General features: G+C 60.2%; 14 protein-coding genes. 7 read left to right on the forward strand and 7 right to left on the reverse strand.

What is annotated here, in order from left to right; all coding sequences use genetic code 11:
• Positions 1-49: 49 nt before the first annotated feature.
• Positions 50-481 carry a nuclear transport factor 2 family protein gene (locus tag AC1DRJ_RS05415; RefSeq protein WP_477801185.1) on the forward strand — a complete coding sequence of 144 codons (432 nt, stop codon included), beginning with the start codon at positions 50-52 and terminating at the stop codon, positions 479-481.
• An 82-nt stretch (positions 482-563) separates the two neighbouring features.
• Here AC1DRJ_RS05415 and AC1DRJ_RS05420 read toward each other — a convergent pair whose 3' ends face one another.
• Positions 564-1,766 (reverse strand): NAD(P)/FAD-dependent oxidoreductase, encoded by a 1,203-nt coding sequence (locus AC1DRJ_RS05420; RefSeq protein ID WP_477801186.1) that lies wholly within the window; start codon positions 1,764-1,766, stop codon positions 564-566.
• Positions 1,767-2,012: 246 nt separating this feature from the next.
• Here AC1DRJ_RS05420 and AC1DRJ_RS05425 point away from each other — a divergent pair, with 246 nt between their 5' ends.
• The 3 genes from AC1DRJ_RS05425 (at position 2,013) to AC1DRJ_RS05435 (ending at position 3,544) form a co-directional block, all read left to right on the forward strand.
• Complete coding sequence (locus tag AC1DRJ_RS05425) at positions 2,013-2,582, forward strand: RrF2 family transcriptional regulator (RefSeq protein WP_477801187.1); 570 nt, start codon at positions 2,013-2,015, stop codon at positions 2,580-2,582.
• 49 nt (positions 2,583-2,631) lie between these two features.
• A complete protein-coding gene (locus AC1DRJ_RS05430) occupies positions 2,632-3,033 on the forward strand; it encodes a hypothetical protein (protein ID WP_477801188.1) in 402 nt (133 codons plus the stop codon).
• 235 nt (positions 3,034-3,268) lie between these two features.
• Positions 3,269-3,544, forward strand: a complete 276-nt coding sequence (locus tag AC1DRJ_RS05435; RefSeq protein WP_477801189.1) for a DUF3303 domain-containing protein — start codon at positions 3,269-3,271, stop codon at positions 3,542-3,544.
• Positions 3,545-3,591: 47 nt separating this feature from the next.
• Here AC1DRJ_RS05435 and AC1DRJ_RS05440 read toward each other — a convergent pair whose 3' ends face one another.
• The 5 genes from AC1DRJ_RS05440 to AC1DRJ_RS05460 form a co-directional block, all read right to left on the reverse strand.
• Positions 3,592-6,021, reverse strand: coding sequence for an efflux RND transporter permease subunit (locus tag AC1DRJ_RS05440; protein WP_477801190.1), 2,430 nt, complete (start codon positions 6,019-6,021; stop codon positions 3,592-3,594).
• Between the two features lie 27 nt (positions 6,022-6,048).
• Complete coding sequence (locus AC1DRJ_RS05445; RefSeq protein ID WP_477801191.1) at positions 6,049-7,122, reverse strand: WD40/YVTN/BNR-like repeat-containing protein; 1,074 nt, start codon at positions 7,120-7,122, stop codon at positions 6,049-6,051.
• 103 nt (positions 7,123-7,225) lie between these two features.
• A complete protein-coding gene (locus tag AC1DRJ_RS05450; protein ID WP_477801192.1) occupies positions 7,226-8,590 on the reverse strand; it encodes a DUF1329 domain-containing protein in 1,365 nt (454 codons plus the stop codon).
• A gap of 32 nt (positions 8,591-8,622) precedes the next feature.
• Positions 8,623-10,452: a DUF1302 domain-containing protein gene (locus tag AC1DRJ_RS05455; RefSeq protein WP_477801193.1), complete on the reverse strand. Its 1,830-nt coding sequence runs from the start codon at positions 10,450-10,452 to the stop codon at positions 8,623-8,625.
• 370 nt (positions 10,453-10,822) lie between these two features.
• Entirely contained in the window at positions 10,823-11,872 is a 1,050-nt protein-coding gene (locus AC1DRJ_RS05460) for an AraC family transcriptional regulator (protein ID WP_477801194.1), read from the reverse strand.
• A 212-nt stretch (positions 11,873-12,084) separates the two neighbouring features.
• On the opposite strand from AC1DRJ_RS05460, the gene AC1DRJ_RS05465 reads away from it, so the two are divergent.
• The 3 genes from AC1DRJ_RS05465 to AC1DRJ_RS05475 are packed head-to-tail and all read left to right on the forward strand — an operon-like array spanning position 12,085 to position 15,232.
• A complete protein-coding gene (locus tag AC1DRJ_RS05465; protein ID WP_477801195.1) occupies positions 12,085-13,746 on the forward strand; it encodes a GMC family oxidoreductase in 1,662 nt (553 codons plus the stop codon).
• A complete protein-coding gene (locus AC1DRJ_RS05470; protein ID WP_477801196.1) occupies positions 13,715-14,071 on the forward strand; it encodes a hypothetical protein in 357 nt (118 codons plus the stop codon). The genes AC1DRJ_RS05465 and AC1DRJ_RS05470 overlap by 32 nt, the downstream gene beginning before the upstream one ends.
• Before the next feature lie 39 nt (positions 14,072-14,110).
• Complete coding sequence (locus tag AC1DRJ_RS05475; RefSeq protein ID WP_477801197.1) at positions 14,111-15,232, forward strand: CaiB/BaiF CoA transferase family protein; 1,122 nt, start codon at positions 14,111-14,113, stop codon at positions 15,230-15,232.
• A 318-nt stretch (positions 15,233-15,550) separates the two neighbouring features.
• Here the strand turns inward: AC1DRJ_RS05475 and AC1DRJ_RS05480 are convergent, their stop codons facing one another.
• Positions 15,551-15,910, reverse strand: a complete 360-nt coding sequence (locus AC1DRJ_RS05480; protein ID WP_477801198.1) for a DUF6124 family protein — start codon at positions 15,908-15,910, stop codon at positions 15,551-15,553.
• Positions 15,911-16,082 lie beyond the last annotated feature (172 nt).

The raw sequence follows: 16,082 nt of genomic DNA on the forward strand, positions 1-16,082 counted from the left end.
TACGATGACCGACGAGTCACCCAGTCCCCATAACAACAAGGAAACACCTATGAAGAACGTCAAACTGCTGGTCGGTTTTCTATGCCTTTTCAGTGGCTACGTCGCGGCCGCCCCGGCGCCGGGCGAGAAAGAAGTCGCCAGCGCCGTCGACCATCTGACCCAAGCCATGCTGCACAAAAACATTCCCGAGCTTAAAGCACTGACCGCCGAGAACCTGACCTACGGGCATTCCAGCGGCAAGGTTCAGGACAAGACCGACTTCATTGCTGATATCGAAACCGGCAAAAGCGCTTTCAAAACCCTGGAAATGCAGAACCAGACCATCAACATCTCTGGTGACACAGCGCTGGTCCGCAACCATTTTTCGGCACTAGCGCTCAAGGGCACCGAAGTGGTCCCGACCGAAATCGAGAACTTCCAGATTTGGCAAAAGAAGGGTGACAAATGGCTGCTGGTTGGCCGCCAGGCTTTCCGCATCTAGCTTTCCATATACAAAAAAGATCCCGCCCAAGGTCACTTGAGCGGGATTTTTTTATCCACGCAACTGCATCAAGACAGCCGTGTTATGCCACCGGGATCATCGGATCTGCTGCGGCCAACGCGCTGGCACGGTCGGCTGCCGGCGGGTAGATCCAGACGGTATTGATCTGGGTTTTCAGCTCTTTGCCTTCCTGCTTGACCAGTTTGACCTGACGATCCCAACCTTCGGTATAAACCGCGCCCCAAGCGCCCAGATCCAGACATGTCACGTACTTGGGTTGGCTGTAAGGCGTCGGGTCCACGCCCAGAATATGCGCCGCCACGTTGTTACCGGCGTGACGCCCAAGCGAGATGGCGTGTTGGCAGGTCATCATTGCGTAGTTGCCAATGTCATCGCAGGCCGCGTAAGCCACATCGCCCGTGGCATAGATGTCGTCCTGGCCAATGACTTTCAGATGACTGTCCACGTGCAGACGGCCCTGACCATCACGCTCGGCAGGGATCTGCTCCGTCAGCGAACTGGCCCGTACACCGGTGGTCCAGATCACGGTTTTGGCATCGATGCGCTGACCGTCAGCCAAGGTCACGCCGTTTTCGTCGACGGCCACCACTGACGACTTCAATTGCCATTTCACCCCAAGCTCCGTGCTCGCTTCGGCAATCGACTGGCTGATCTCGGCGCCCATCGAAGCCCCGACCTTCTCACCACGGTCGACGATGATCACGTCAATGTCGGCATCCTCACCGAGGATAGCCCGCAGACGCGCCGGCATTTCAGTCGCCGTTTCAATCCCGGTGAAACCACCGCCCGCCACCACCACGGTGTTGCGGGTTTTGCTGACTGGCAGGCTGGCCAGGGATTTGAGGTGGTTTTCCAGACGCACGGCTTGTTCGATCTGGTCCACATCAAAGGCATGTTCGACCACGCCCGGGGTGTTCGGCAGGGCCAGGCGACTGCCGGTCGCCAGAACGAGTTTGTCGTAGCTGCACGTCTGCCGGGTGCCTGAAGCATCGATGTAGCCGACACTTTTTTGCTCCACGTCGATGGTGTCTGCGGCGCCCTTGATGAACATCACACCCACGGCATCGAACAGCTCGCCGATCGGTGCCGCCAGTTGATGCGCGTTCGGCTCATAGAAGCGCGGACGCACGCGCAGCTCGGCCTGAGGCGCCAATACCGTGACCTCTACGCCGTTGTGATCATGCAGATCGAACAGGCGCGTTGCACTCAACGCCGTCCACATACCGCCGAAACCTGCGCCGATGACCAGAATGTGCTGTTTCATGGTTTTAACTCCGAGGATGACCCAAGACAGAACTCGTTGCCGAGCAGACATCGGCGACTATAGTGATCCGAGTTACAAGGTGCAACATCCATTTGGCAATGGTTACTATCGTCAACATTGATACCTCGAGAATCCCGTAACAGCTTTAATCAATAGGGAACACCGGGCAGCTAGCCTCGCCAGCGGATCATTGCCCCCCAACCCATCGACTGTTAATATTGGCGACTCATTCAGTCGGAGATCCAGATGTCTCTTTACAGCGCAGGCGTTGAATACGGCATTCATTGCCTGATTTTTTTGGTGGGCGATTCCGGCGATAGCCGTGAGGCGAGCGTGCGCGACCTGGCCGAGTTGCAAGGCGTGCCGCTGGATTACCTGGCCAAAATCTTCACCCGGCTGGCCAAGGCAAAACTGGTGATCGCCACCGAAGGCGTACGCGGCGGGTTCAAACTGGCGCGGCCGGCGGACGAAATCAGCGTACTGGACATCGTCAAGGCCATTGATGGCCAGAAGCTGATCTTTGATTGCCGCGAAATTCGCGGGCGCTGCGCCGTGTTCGACGGCGCCCCACCGGCGTGGGCCCTCGACGGTCCTTGCTCGGTGCACGCCGTCATGATGACTGCGCAAAAACGCATGGAAGACGCGCTCGCCCAGCAAACCATTCTCGATTTGGCCAGACGAGTCGGGCGCAAAGCCCCGGCCGAATTCGGTGTCCAGTTGAACACCTGGATGAATGACCGGCGGGAAAAGAAAACCGCCAGTAGTGCGCCGATTGAGGACGAGCAGATCATCCCGACGAAGGAAATCTCAGACTGACGATTCAGTTATGGGCAAACCGGATTAGAGCGCTCTATGATTGAACCCCATGACCACCTCCGCTCCGATCCGCTCACCCTGCCCGCCCGGCGCCTGCACCTGCGGGCGTGACCCGCTGCTGGAAACACCGGGGGCGGACGTGCGTATCCTGTTTCTGACCCGCCAAGAAGAAAAGCGCCTGCTCGACCGACTGGAAAGCCTTCAGAGCCTGGCCGACCTCGAACGCCTGCAACAGCGGATGTATGAGCAATTGGGCATCCGCGTCGAGATCGTCCCCAGCTTCAACGAAGTGCGGACCATGCGCGGCATCGGCATCACCCTCGGCGAGCAACCGGGGCTGTGCCGCAAAACCCGCCAATCGATCCCGGCCGCCATTCGCCGCAGCCTGGAAAATCGCCCGGAAATTGCCTACGACATCCTTAACGCCAATGACCTGTTGCGGGATGCGTAAGGTCAGCATCAATGAAAACTACAAGTTCACCCATGTTTCGCGAGTGAAACAGGTGCCGGGCGTGACGTTGTTCAATCCTTGAAAAGACCATTAAAGAGGATCAGCGGTCGTACACGCACGGCCGGGCGCTGCTATGCCTTCACTGGGGACAAAGGGGGTTCAGCGTAACCGTGGTTCCGGCGCCAGCCAGGTGCGCGAAGACAAACAGGTGCCAATCCGTATCAGGAGGTGGCCTATGTTATTCGTTGTCAGTTGGTCGATTAACCCGGAAAACCGTAACAAGGCGATCGAGCGTTTYCTTAGGACCGGAGGTGTTCCACCCAACGGCGTCAAGATGCTCGGACGCTGGCATGCCGTAGGCAGTTCGAGCGGTATGGGTGTGCTAGAGGCGAGTGATCTGGTGCCCATCCAGCAATGGGTGCTGGAGTGGAGCGACATCATGAAAATGGACGTCCATGCGGCATTGACCGATGAGCAGGTGGCGCCGCTGTTGGCAGCCACTACCGGTTAGTAGCAGGCATCGGGGCGGTGGTTCACTGCCCCTTTCCTGGTGTTGGCCTATTTCACTTTGCGCAACAAAAAATGCGACAGCGCCGGGATCAGTACCAACGCCCCGACCATGTTCCAGATGAACATGAACGTCAGCAAAATGCCCATGTCCGCTTGGAACTTGATCGGCGACCAGGCCCAGGTGATCACACCGGCAGCCAGGGTAATCCCGACCAACGCCACCACTTTCCCGGTGAACGCCACGGCATTGCGATAGGCCTCTGTCAGCGACAACCCGGCACGTTGCTGCGCCAGTTGCACGCTCAGCAGGTACAACGCGTAATCCACGCCGATCCCCACGCCCAGCGCAATCACCGGCAGCGTGGCGACTTTGACGCCCATGCCGAGCCAGACCATCAAGGCTTCACAGAGGATTGAAGTCAGCATCAACGGCACCACCGCCACCACCACCGCACGCCAGCTGCGGAAGGTGATGAAGCACAGCACAATCACCGCGCCATACACGTACAGCAGCATGGTGCGGTTGGCGTCACGCACGACGATGTTGGTCGCCGCTTCAATCCCGGCGCTGCCGGCGGCGAGCATGAACTGGCGTTCGTCGTTGCTGTGTTCGCGGGCGAAGGCTTCGGCCACTTGCACCACACGGTCGAGGGTTTCGGCCTTGTGGTCCGACAGGTAGGCCACGATGGGCATCATCGAGCAATCGTTGTTGAACAGGTCCGGGCTGCTGACCGAGGCCTGCTGGGCTCCGTAGTTCAACACGTCCTGATTGCGCGCGATGGTCAGCATTTTCGGGTTGCCTTCATAGGAACCCGCCGTGATTTGCCGCACGGCATTGGTCAGCGACACCGTGGTTTGCACACCTGGCACTTGCTGCAACAGCCAGGCAAGGCGATCGGCCTCCACCAGCGATTGGTATTTCAGGCAGCCTTCGGCCGGCGTCTTGAGCATGATTGCGAACTGGTCGCTGGACAGCGAATAGTTGGCGGTGATGTAGGCGTTGTCGCGGTTGTAACGCGAGTCCGAACGCAGCTCCGGGGCACCGGGGTCGAGGTCACCGATCTTCAGGTGATGGCTGACGGCAATCCCGCCCACCGCCAACACACCCGCCACGCTCACTGCGATGGTGGCCCAGCGGCGTTCGGTGAACTTGTCGAGGAAACTCCACAGCGCACCGATGCCTTTGCCGCGAAGCTCCTTGTTCTCGGCGCGCAAACTGCGCTCGGCGGCCTTGCGGCTCACGCCCCAGTACGACAGCAGTACCGGCAGCAGCACCAGGTTGGTGAAAATCAACACCGCGACACCGATGCTGGCAGTGATCGCCAGGTCTTGAATCACCGGAATATCGATCAGCATCAACACCGCAAAGCCGACCGCGTCAGCCAGCAACGCGGTCAGGCCGGCGAGGAACAAACGGCGGAAGGTATAGCGCGCAGCGACCAGTTGATGGGTGCCGCGCCCGACGTCCTGCATGATCCCGTTCATCTTCTGTGCGCCGTGGGACACGCCAATGGCAAACACCAGGAACGGCACCAGAATCGAGAACGGATCCAGCGAGAAACCCAACAGTGCGACCAACCCAAGCTGCCAGACCACCGCGATGACTGAACAGAGAATCACCAGCGCCGTGCTGCGTACGCAACGGGTGAAGTAGAAAATGATCGCCGTGGCAATCACCGCGGCGGCGCCGAAATACAGCATCACTTGCATCAGGCCGTCGATCAGGTCGCCGACCAGTTTGGCAAAGCCAATCACCCGGATCTTGATCGGGCCTTTGCCCTCTTCGCCCGTCACGCGGGCGCTGCCTTCGAATTCGTATTTGTCGCGCAGTTTCTCTTCGAGGGTTTTCGAGAACTGGTGGTAGTCGATGGCTTGCCCGGTGACCGGGTCTTTCTCCAGCAGCGGCACGAAGATCATGCTCGACTTGAAGTTGTTACCGATCAGGCTGCCGACAATGCCCGAGCGGGCAATGTTCTGCCGCAGTTGCTGAACCGTTTGCTCCGAGCCGTCGTAGGAGTCGGGCATCACCGGGCCACCCTGGAAACCTTGCTCGGTAACTTCGGTCCAGCGCACGGCCGGGGTCCACAGCGATTTCATCCAGGCCCGGTCAACGCCCGGCGTAACGAACAGTTCGTCGTTGATCTCTTTCAAGGCGTCGAGGTAGTGCGGATCGAAAATGTCGCCGTTACTGCTCTCCACCACCACCCGCACAGCGTTGCCCAGGCCGCGCAGGGCCTGACGGTTTTCCAGGTAGTTCTGGATGAAGGGTTGGCTCTGCGGCAGCATTTTTTCGAAGCTGGCATTGAGCGTCAGCCGGGTGGTGGCGAAGAAGCTCAGTGCAATCGTCACCAGCAGGCAGGCCACTACCACCCACACGCGGTTGTTGAAAATCAATCGTTCCAGGGCGTTACCGGAGCGTGCGTCGAAGCCCTTGAGCTCGCGAATGACCGGCATTGTTTCGAGTTCGTGATGACCCATCTTGGTGTTCTCTGTGTGATGCCGGGCTTATTCGAGGGGCAACTGGCGCAGGCCACGGGTGCCCGCAAGTACCAGCGAGCTGCCGGAAACCTGCGCGGCGGCCACGGGGGCCGGTGTAGTGTTCGGCTGAAGGTGGAAACTCGCGCCGTCGTCGCTGCTGACCAGCACATGACCGGCCTGACTGACCAGCACGATGCGGCCATCGGCCGTGACGGAACTGGCGGTGATGCTCAGGGGTAAGCCGACTTCGATTTTGTTCCAGCTCACGCCGCTGTCCGTGCTGCGGAATACGTTGCCGCGCAGACCGTACACCAGGGTCGCGCCCGGTTTGCCGGTGATGCCGAAAAAGCTGCCGTTATACGGTGTCGGCGTCGCGTTGAACCGACCACTGGCACGGTCGAGTTTCAGCACCAGGCCCTGCTCGCCGACGATAAACAAATCGTCACCGACCGGGCGCAGTGCGTAGAGGTTCAGGGCGCTCGGGTTGTCGGTGCGGTCCAGTAACGGCGTCCAGTGGCGACCGCCATCGTCGGTGCGCAAAATCAGGTTGAAGGCGCCGATGATGTAGCCGACCTGATCGCTTTCAAACCAGACATCGAGGAAAGGTTTATCAGCGCCCTCCTCGACCATGCGTTGGGCGTCGCTGACCCGGGCTTGCAGATCGGCGTCATCCGGTTGGCTGGCGAGTTGATGCTGATAGTAATCGAGCAGGATCGGACCCACTTGACGCCCATCCAGCTGCCGGGTCCAGGTCTGGCCCGCATCGCTGCTGTGCAGGACCACGCCGTCGTGACCGACCGCCCAGCCCTGTTGTGGTGTTGGAAAATGCACGGCGACCAGGTCGGAACTGACCGGGACTTGCGCCTGTTGCCAGTGCTGGCCGTCATCATCGGAATACAGAATGTGCCCGCGCTGGCCCACGGCAACCAGACGTTCACCGGCGTGAGTCAGCCCGGTCAACGTCGAGCGTGCGGCCAAAGGGCTGGGCAACGCCTGGGTGTCGAGCACATCGGCAAAGTCGCTGGCGAACACCGGGCGGGTGAACGGCACGGCCATGGCAGCCGACAACGCGGCCAGCAGAAACCATTTGATCATTGTCATTATTATTATCTCGGGTGCACACCACAGATCCCTTGTGGGAGCGGGCTTGCTCGCGAAGGCGGTGTATCAGTCAACATCACCGCTCCCACATTTGATCGTGGGTTTAGCGGATACCGGCGCCGGCCAGCGATTCAGCAGACCACTGCGCCTTCGACAGTGGGTCGATGTACTTCAAGCCACCGTAAGGCCCGTAGTAACCGTTCACGTTGTAGGCACCGGAAACCAGGTCGTAGATCATGTGGTTGATCGTGTCCGGTGCTTTCACGTCGTAGCTGTAGGTCAGGTGCGCGAAACCGCCACGATAGAGCTGGCCACGGGCGTCATACTCGTCGGAGGCCAGAGCGATCCAGCTGTCCTCGTCGAGGTAGAAGGTACGCTTGCTGTAGATGTGACGTTTGCCTGGCTTGACCGTGGCTTCCACCACCCACACCCGGTGCAGTTCCCAGCGCAGCAAGTCCGGGTTGACGTGATTGGCCTTCATTACGTCGGTCGCGTCTTTGTGGTAGCTCAGCTTGTAGGTGTTGTACGGCACATACATTTCTTTCTTGCCGACCAGTTTGAAGTCGTAACGGTCCATCGCGCCGTTGAACACGAAGGCATCGTCATAGGTGGCGGTGCCGACAGTACCCGGGTTCGGCGTGTCATAAGCAAGGTCCGGAGCCAGTTTCACGCGGCGTTGCCCTGGCAGGTATTGCCAGGCGCGACGCGGTTGTTGCAACGGGTTCACCGAGTCCATCAGCAGCAGCGCTTCACCGGCACGACGCGCAGGGCCGGTGTAGGCGAGCTTGATCTTGTAGTACGTTTCGTCGGATGTCACCGGACCCGCTGGGCGCGACGGAGCAAAGAGCGGGTATTCGATGTTGAACACACCCGTGGAGCTCAACGAAGCGGTACCGGAGGAGTCGACGTTCCACGAGTCGTACTTGTTGGTCATTGCCACGCCTTGATAGCGCTGCAAGTGGTTCCACATGGCTTCGTTGCCGTCAGCGGGGATCGGGAACGGTACACCCGGCAGGGAGTTTTCCAGACCGAGCCCGCCGTCGGTGGTCTTGGCCGTCACGGCGTTTTTCGCAGTGTTGTCCAAGACGCCCTGAGGCATGGCGACGGTCCGGTGGGTCGGGTAGACATCGAGGCGATAGGTCGGATAACGAGTGAGCAACGCCTGGGTGGTCGCGGTGAGTTTGTCTTTCTGTGCCGCGAGTTCTTTGGCAGTGATGACCAAGCGCGGTTTTTCGGCGCCGAACGGGTCCGGGCGGAACGAGTCGCCGGTCTTGAACTCGGCCGGGATCGTGGTCAGGCCGCCGGTGTACGCCGGAATGCTGCCGTCGGCGTTGGCCGCTTTATCAGCGCCGATCGCCGTCAGGCTGGTACCGAGTTTTGCCGCTTGATCGGCACTGACCGCCGCTTGGGCGGAGCCGACTACGGCCAGCGCCAGGGCGGTGGCTAATATTGATTGGGTAAACTTCATGGGGTGTCTCCTGTTAACACACAGCACTCGGATCAGAGGGTGGTTTTGAAAGTGAAAGTGACCATGCCGCGATCCTTGAGCTGGGCCACGGTACCGGCAAACGCAGTGGTCTGGCCGGGCACGCAGTTGTATTGACCGTTGGCACCGGGCGCAGCGCCATCGCCACGAGCCGAGGCGTTGCCGGCAGAACCGCAAGTGTCGAAGTCGCCAAAGTTGTCGACGTATTTGAGGTCGAAACGGTATTGGCTGTGCACGTCCATACCGACGCCGACCGCGTAGCTGCCGGTACCCTTGTTGCCGCCCAGTTGCACGGACGAATGGCCCGCGAGGCCAACGTTGTAGTTGACCGGCATGAACATATCGATGCCGGGGAACACCTGGTACCAGGTCGGGTTGAAGTTCATGCCGACGATGTAGTTGTCCTTGGAGACCTTGTCGACGCCGTTGTACCAGTCCTCACCCTTGAACAATTGCTTGTTGTCGGTGACGTCCAGCCAGCGGCTATAGGCGAGCTCCACCAGCAACGAGGAGGAATCCCAGATCGGTGTTTCGCCGAAAGTGGTCAGGCCGTTCAGCACCGCGTGTACGGTGTTGCCGCGCGCCACGCCGTTCGCGCCATCGAAACTGCCGATGAAACCCGGAGCCCCGGCCGCGCCCAAGGTCGGGTTGACGGTGGCGGGAACGCTGGACAATGCCATGTTGTGGCGATAGTTGAGGTCGAAACCGACACTCACGCCGGCAATGTTTTTGGCCAGGCTTACCCCGTAGATATCGATGTCATCCACGTAGAACTGGTTGTAGCTGCCAACGGTGCCCGAGGCGATTGCAGCCGGCGTGACAGCACCTGGTTGCAGTGCCAGATTGGGCAGGATGTCCGAGGTTTTGCGGTAGTAGACACCCAGGGTGCCGTCCAGCCATGCCGGGCTCCACTTGGCCATCAGGCCGAAGTCGCCGCTGTTGTCAGGCGTGTAGGTATGGCCGTTGGACAGGCGCAGGAACTCATTGGCGCCCAACGGACCCTGAAGACCGAAGAACGGATTCCTCGCGGCAATCAACGACAGGTTGTGGCCGCCGCTCTGGATACCGTCGTTGAAACCCAGGTACGTGCCGGATTCCGGCAAGCGTGCGGCGTTCCAATCAAGGAAATACTGTGCCGCCAAGGTCAACTCAGGGTTGACGGTGAAGCTGGTGGACAGCTGGTTGCGCGGGATGAAAAGCTCTTTGGCTTCAGTGCCCGGCACCGCGAGGGCTTTAGATAAATCCAAGCCCGACTGGCCATAGTTGTTGCCATGGGCAAAGGCCAGGACGCTTTCACCCCAATAGACCGTGTGTTTGCCGGCCTTGCCACTGAGCATCGATTCATCGCCGATTTCGGTGCTGCCGAAGACGAATGCGTCGAGGATCTCGGAGGACGGGCCGTTGTAGTAACGGTCGGCATAGCCGCTCTGGTGCTTCGAATCAGCCTTGCCGTCATTCATCTGGTTGGTCGACGGGTTGAAGCTGCCGATGTCGTCATAGGCATGGTCGTACCAGCTGTTGGCGCTGACCCGAAAGCCCATCTGTTTTTTGTACACCACGTCCAGCTCCGACATGACGTCGAGGCGCTGGGCGACTGGGCTACCGGAAGAAAAATTGCGGTCACCGTCGTTGTTGTTCCACGAGTTGGCCAGCTTGCTGTTCGCCGCCTCGACGCGCTGGGCGTAGTTGAACTTCAAGGTGTTGTCGAAACGAACCGTCAGGTCCTCGTTACCCGTGTCGAATTCGAACGCCTGCACAGGCGTCATACCCAACCCGGCAAGAATCGCCGAAGCCAGCAGCCCGCGCCGCAGATTTGGATGGCAGATCTTATTGTTGTTATTCATCTAGCGTGCTCGCCTTCTCTGTGGTTTCACGAAAAGTCATTCAAGAAAATGCCGACTTCGGTGTGGTGCCCTGCTCTAAGGAGCACTGACCAGTTCGGTCGAGACTGTTGTATCGCGAGGGGTGGGGGGGTCGCCGGTCAATTGGGCCAAATCACCGGTCAGCTAAACAATTTCTGCGGCAACACAATCCCTGTAGCAGCTGGCGAAGCCTGCGTCCGACTGCGMAGCAGTCGTAAAACCTGAGGTTGCGGCCTCCCTGAAACACCGCATTGTCTGACTTCACGACTGCTGCGCAGCCGGACGCAGGCTTCGCCAGCTGCTACCGGTCGCGTTATCCGTGAGTGGGGAGTTTTTTGTGGGGAAGGATGTTTCAGAGTTGCTGGCGATAATCCGTAGGCGAGAGCCCGGTCCAGCGCTTGAACGCGCGGGTGAAATTGCTGGTATCGCTGAAACCCAGGAGAAAGGTGATTTCAGTCACCGGCCGCGCCGCCTGGCTCAGGTAGCTGTAAGCGAGTTCCTTGCGGGTGTCATCGAGCAGTTGCTGGAAATGCGTGCCACGCTGGGACAGCTTGAGCTGCAGCTTGGTCGGGCTCATGTGCAAGGCGCTGGCGACCTTGTCGCGGCTGCAATCGCCGTCCGGCAGGAACTCGATGATCTTCTGGGTCACCCCGGTGATTACATCGTTTTTGTCCAGACGCGCCAGGTAACTGATGATGATATTGTCGTTGACCTGGGCCAACTCCGGGCAGGAACCGCTGAGCGGCTGCATCAGTTCCGCCTTGTCGAACACCAGCAAGCTGCTGGCCTGCCCGAACAACACCGGCGACCTGAACAACGCCTCAAAGGGCCCCCCGCCTTCGTGAGGCATCGGGCGGCAGAACTCCATCCGTACAGGCTTGAACTCCTGCTTATAGAGCAGGCGCATGGTGCGGATCAGAAAGCCGAAAAACGCATCCTCCGTCTCGAAGCACAGCTGGAGCTGGTGGTCGAAGCGGAACATCACCTGGTCGTCAGTCACGGTGACGTGGGCCTTGGCAACCTGGGACACCAAGCGAAAATAACGCTCCAGGCGCCGGCAGAAATCCAGCAACGTGCCACTGGCCGCCAGTGAATAGCCCAAGGCATGCAGGTGGGTCAGATGAATATGCTTGGCCACGGTCAACCCGAAATACGGGTTGTTGGTCACATCAACGCAGGTGCGATACAGCTTGGTCATCGTCACGACCGGCAGGCGGGCCATCGGATCGGTCGCGACGCCCAGCGGAATGCCCAGCGCGAGGAAAATCCGCTTGCTGTCGACCCCACTGGCGTCCAGCGCGCGGGCGATGGCCACGGTGTAGCTGCTGATAGTGGTGGGCTGCAACGCTTCTTCACGCAACGATGTGTCGGTGCCGGGCGTATCCATTTTCGAACCTGACATGGGCCTGCCTGTTGGGGATGCGAAAGTCGATAGTCGCCCCCGCCCGTCCATCGGTCAATGACCCGTCGCGGGCATTTTCACGATGTTCCGGTGCTTGGCGCGATAGTCACCTGCCCCACTGACCAGCGAATTCATTCGATTGACCGGTGCCGAACCGGCCTTGTACCCACAATGCGTTCATGTGGTGCACCCAATAAAAAGAGAAGAACAGCATGAGCCAGAACGCAGAGTTCGATTACATCGTAGTGGGCGCGGGCGCTGCCGGTTGCGTGGTTGCCAGTCGTCTGTCGGAAGATCCGACGATCTCCGTCTGCCTGCTGGAAGCCGGCGGCCCCGACAGTCATCCGCTGGTGCACATGCCGGCGGGCGTTGCGGCGATGGTACCGACCTCGATCAATAACTGGCAGTACCAGACCGTGCCGCAGCCGGGCTTGAACGGCCGCATCGGCTATCAGCCACGGGGCAAGACCCTGGGCGGCAGTTCTTCGATCAACGCCATGGCCTATCACCGCGGCCACCCGCAGGACTTCGACCGCTGGGCCGCACTGGGTAACCCCGGCTGGAGCTATCAGGACGTGCTGCCGTTCTTCAAGCGCGCCGAGCACAACGAACACTTCAAGGACGAACTGCACGGCCAGAACGGCCCGCTGAATGTGCGTTTCCATTCTTCGCCCAATCCCTTCGGCGAAACCTTTGTCGAGGCCGGCCTACAGGCAGGGTATCCGCCCTGCCCCGATCAGAACGGCGCGATCATGGAAGGTTTCGGTCGCGTTCAGGTGATGCAAAAGGACGGTCAACGGTGCAGCGCGGCCAAGGCTTACCTGACCCCTAACCGGCATCGGCAGAACCTGCACATTGAAACCCATGCCCACGCCACGCGTATCCTGTTCGACGGCAAGCGCGCGGTGGGCATCGAGTTTGTGCAGAACGGCGTGAAACGCACCCTGCGCGCACGGCATGAGCTGATCCTGAGTTCCGGCGCTTTCAACTCCCCTCAGCTGTTGCTGCTGTCCGGCGTCGGGCCAACCGATCAACTGTTGAAGTTCGACATTCCGGTGGTCCACGACCTGCCGGGGGTCGGCCAGAACCTGGTGGATCACATCGATTACGTGCATTCATACCGCGTGAAGTCGCGCAACTTGATCGGCCTGTCGCTGGCAGGCGCCTGGGACATCGCCAAAGCGGCGATACGTTACTGGCGCCGCCGCAGCGGTCCGCTGACCACCAACTTCGCCGAGGCCTGCGCCTTCGTCAAAACCTCGCCTGAACTGGCCCAGGCCGACATCGAACTGGCGCTGACCATCGCCATGTTCGCCGACCATGGCCGCACGCTGTATCGCGGCCACGGGCTGAGCCTGCATGCCTGCCTGCTGCACCCGAAAAGCGTCGGGCAACTGACCCTGGCCAGCGCCGACCCGATGGTCGCGCCGCTGATCGACCCCGCGTTCCTGACCCACCCCGATGACATCAAAACCCTGATCGACGGCTACCGGATCATCCAGAAAGTCATGGCGACTCCGGCCTTCAAGGCGTTCTGCCCACGGGATGTGATTGACGCGCCGATGAACACCGACGCCGAGGTCGAGCAGGTGCTACGCAACCGCTCCGACACTCTCTATCACCCGGTCGGTACCTGCAAAATGGGCAACGATGGGATGGCTGTGGTGGATGCTCGATTGAAGGTGCATGGCCTGGGAGGTTTGCGCGTGGTCGATGCCTSGATCATGCCGACTATCATTGGCTGCAGCACCACCGCCGCGACCGTGATGATCGGCGAAAAAGCCGCCGAGTTTATTCGTCAGGACCGCGCTGCAAGCGCCACTCATTCTTCGAAGGACGATCATGAATCCAGTACGCGCCCTTACCCCGCATAAGCTGCTAGTGGTTGCAGCGGCTATTGAACTGGCGACTGGCGTGGCGTTGCTGCTCACGCCGGGTCTGGTCAGCAATCTGTTGCTGGGCATAGCGACGGACGCAACCCATTTGATCGCCCGGTGTTTTGGCATCGCGCTGATTGCCCTCGGCATCGCGTGTTGGCCCCGACCGGTCACCCCTGCCGCGCTGCGTTCGATGCTGTTCTACAACGGCGCAATTGCGCTGTACCTCACGTACAGCGGCGTGTGGGTTGGCGGCGGATTATTGCTGTGGCCGGCGGTGCTGTTGCATGCCGTGATGACTGTTTTGTTTTTGCGTCGTTAACCTCCTCCCTCATTTACATTCAACAAAAGGAGTACGCACATGGGCGTATTGGACGGCGTTCGTATCGTCGAAATTGCCGGTATCGGGCCGGGGCCGTTTTGCGGCATGTTGCTGGCGGACATGGGCGCCGAGGTGATTCTGGTGGAGCGCAGCGGCAGCAAGGCCGGTGACATGCTCGACCTGGGCAAGCACGCCATCGTCAATCGCGGCAAACAATCGATTGCCCTGAACCTCAAGGACCCCGAAGCCATCGAAGCGGTGCTGCGCCTGATCGAGGGTGCCGATGCGCTGATCGAAGGCATGCGCCCCGGCGTCATGGAACGTCTGGGGCTGGGTCCCGAGGTGTGCCTGGCGCGCAATCCGCGACTGGTCTACGGGCGTATGACCGGTTGGGGTCAGCAAGGTCCGCTGGCCCAGGCCGCCGGCCATGACCTCAACTACATCGCCCTGTCCGGCGCCCTGTGGTTCAGCGGTGAAGCCGGGCAGGCGCCGATGGCACCGCCGACGTTGGTGGGTGATCTGGGCGGCGGCGCGCTTTATCTGGCGATGGGCATTCTCGCCGGGATTATCAACGCCAGCACCAATGGCGTCGGTCAGGTGGTGGACGCGGCGATTGTCGATGGCAGCGCCAACCTGATGAACCTGTTGCTGTCCGCGCACTCCGCCGGCCAGCAGCCTTTGGAGCGCGGCTGCGGCTTGCTCGACGGCGCCCATTGGGCCCGCACGTATGCCTGCGCCGACGGCTTGTTCGTTAGCGTGCAAGCCCTTGAACCACAATTCAACGCCCTGCTGTTCAGAAAACTGGGACTGGGTGACGACCCGGACTTCAAGAACCCGTACGACCCACGTTCGTGGGGGCCGCTGCGCAAGCGCATGGAAGCCGTGTTTGCCAGCCGGCCGCGTCAGCACTGGATCGACCTGCTGGAAGGCACCGATGCCTGCTTCGCCCCGGTACTGACACCGGCCGAAGCTATGGACCATCCGCACATGGCCAAACGTGGCGTGTATTCGCGACAGAACGGCGTGCTGCAAGCCGCCCCCGCGCCACGATTTTCAGCGACGCCTTCGGCGGTTGGCAAAGTGCCGACCCGAGGGGAACACAGCACAAACATTCTGCGCAAAGCAGGATTGAGTGAAGAGCAGATCCAGCGACTGCTCTGATCCCCTGTAGCAGCTGGCGMAGCCTGCGTCCGGCTGCGCAGCAGTCGTAAATCAGGCGACGCGGTATCTCAGAAGGACCGCGCACTCGGATTTTACGACTGCTTCGCAGCCGGACGCAGGCTTCGCCAGCTGCTACAGATCGCGTTCAGGCTTTCGGCCACGGGGTTCTCCTCACGCAATACCTGTGACAAGTGAACCCCTGTGGGAGCGAGCCTGCTCGCGATGGCGTAGTGTCAGTCGGCATAAATGCCCCTGACCCGACGCTATCGCGAGCAGGCTCACTCCTACAGGTTCCACGTTTTACCTGACAGCTATCTACTAAGCCGGCAGATCAATCTGATCCAGCACCCGGTTCGCCGTGAGCTCCGCCACCATGATACTGTTTGAAATCCCCAGCAATGCATAACGCGCTTCCCCCTCCAGGTGATCCACCAACTGATGGACCATCACATCGACCGAGGCCAGCGTCTCGACCAAAAACACCACAAGGGTTTCGTTACTCGCTGCTTGGTCCACGGAAAACAATTTGCTGGGTGTCCGTGCGGTCGCTTTGATATCGGCATTCGACGGGAAGTGGAAATCGAGGGCACGCTCGGCTGCCTCGTTGAGTTTGTTTGAATCGGGTTCGTACGGGGAGACTGGATCGGTGTCGGGTGGGTTGGGCGTTACTTTGAACATATGCTTGCTTCTCTGATTGAGCGCCAACCCTCCTGCTGCTAAACGTGAGGGAGGCAGCTGTGCGCAGGTTAGCAGACCGGGGAAGCTAGCAAAGCCGGCGCGCCCGAAGGCGCCCTGCGCACAACCACCATCAAGTGCAGGCGTGGGAATGCCTGACTGACAAGCGCTTGTG

The sequence above is a fragment of the Pseudomonas sp. P5_B2 genome (assembly GCF_056400445.1).

Bases quoted from the DNA above. Each gene is read 5' to 3' on its own strand.
- AC1DRJ_RS05445 (WP_477801191.1), bottom strand. From the start codon at position 7,122: ATGACAATGATCAAATGGTTTCTGCTGGCCGCGTTGTCGGCTGCCATG.
- AC1DRJ_RS05425 (WP_477801187.1), top strand. From the start codon at position 2,013: ATGTCTCTTTACAGCGCAGGCGTTGAATACGGCATTCATTGCCTGATT.
- AC1DRJ_RS05455 (WP_477801193.1), bottom strand. From the start codon at position 10,452: ATGAATAACAACAATAAGATCTGCCATCCAAATCTGCGGCGCGGGCTG.
- AC1DRJ_RS05460 (WP_477801194.1), bottom strand. From the start codon at position 11,872: ATGTCAGGTTCGAAAATGGATACGCCCGGCACCGACACATCGTTGCGT.
- AC1DRJ_RS05470 (WP_477801196.1), top strand. From the start codon at position 13,715: ATGAATCCAGTACGCGCCCTTACCCCGCATAAGCTGCTAGTGGTTGCA.
- AC1DRJ_RS05475 (WP_477801197.1), top strand. From the start codon at position 14,111: ATGGGCGTATTGGACGGCGTTCGTATCGTCGAAATTGCCGGTATCGGG.
- AC1DRJ_RS05450 (WP_477801192.1), bottom strand. From the start codon at position 8,590: ATGAAGTTTACCCAATCAATATTAGCCACCGCCCTGGCGCTGGCCGTA.
- AC1DRJ_RS05440 (WP_477801190.1), bottom strand. From the start codon at position 6,021: ATGGGTCATCACGAACTCGAAACAATGCCGGTCATTCGCGAGCTCAAG.
- AC1DRJ_RS05480 (WP_477801198.1), bottom strand. From the start codon at position 15,910: ATGTTCAAAGTAACGCCCAACCCACCCGACACCGATCCAGTCTCCCCG.
- AC1DRJ_RS05420 (WP_477801186.1), bottom strand. From the start codon at position 1,766: ATGAAACAGCACATTCTGGTCATCGGCGCAGGTTTCGGCGGTATGTGG.
- AC1DRJ_RS05415 (WP_477801185.1), top strand. From the start codon at position 50: ATGAAGAACGTCAAACTGCTGGTCGGTTTTCTATGCCTTTTCAGTGGC.
- AC1DRJ_RS05430 (WP_477801188.1), top strand. From the start codon at position 2,632: ATGACCACCTCCGCTCCGATCCGCTCACCCTGCCCGCCCGGCGCCTGC.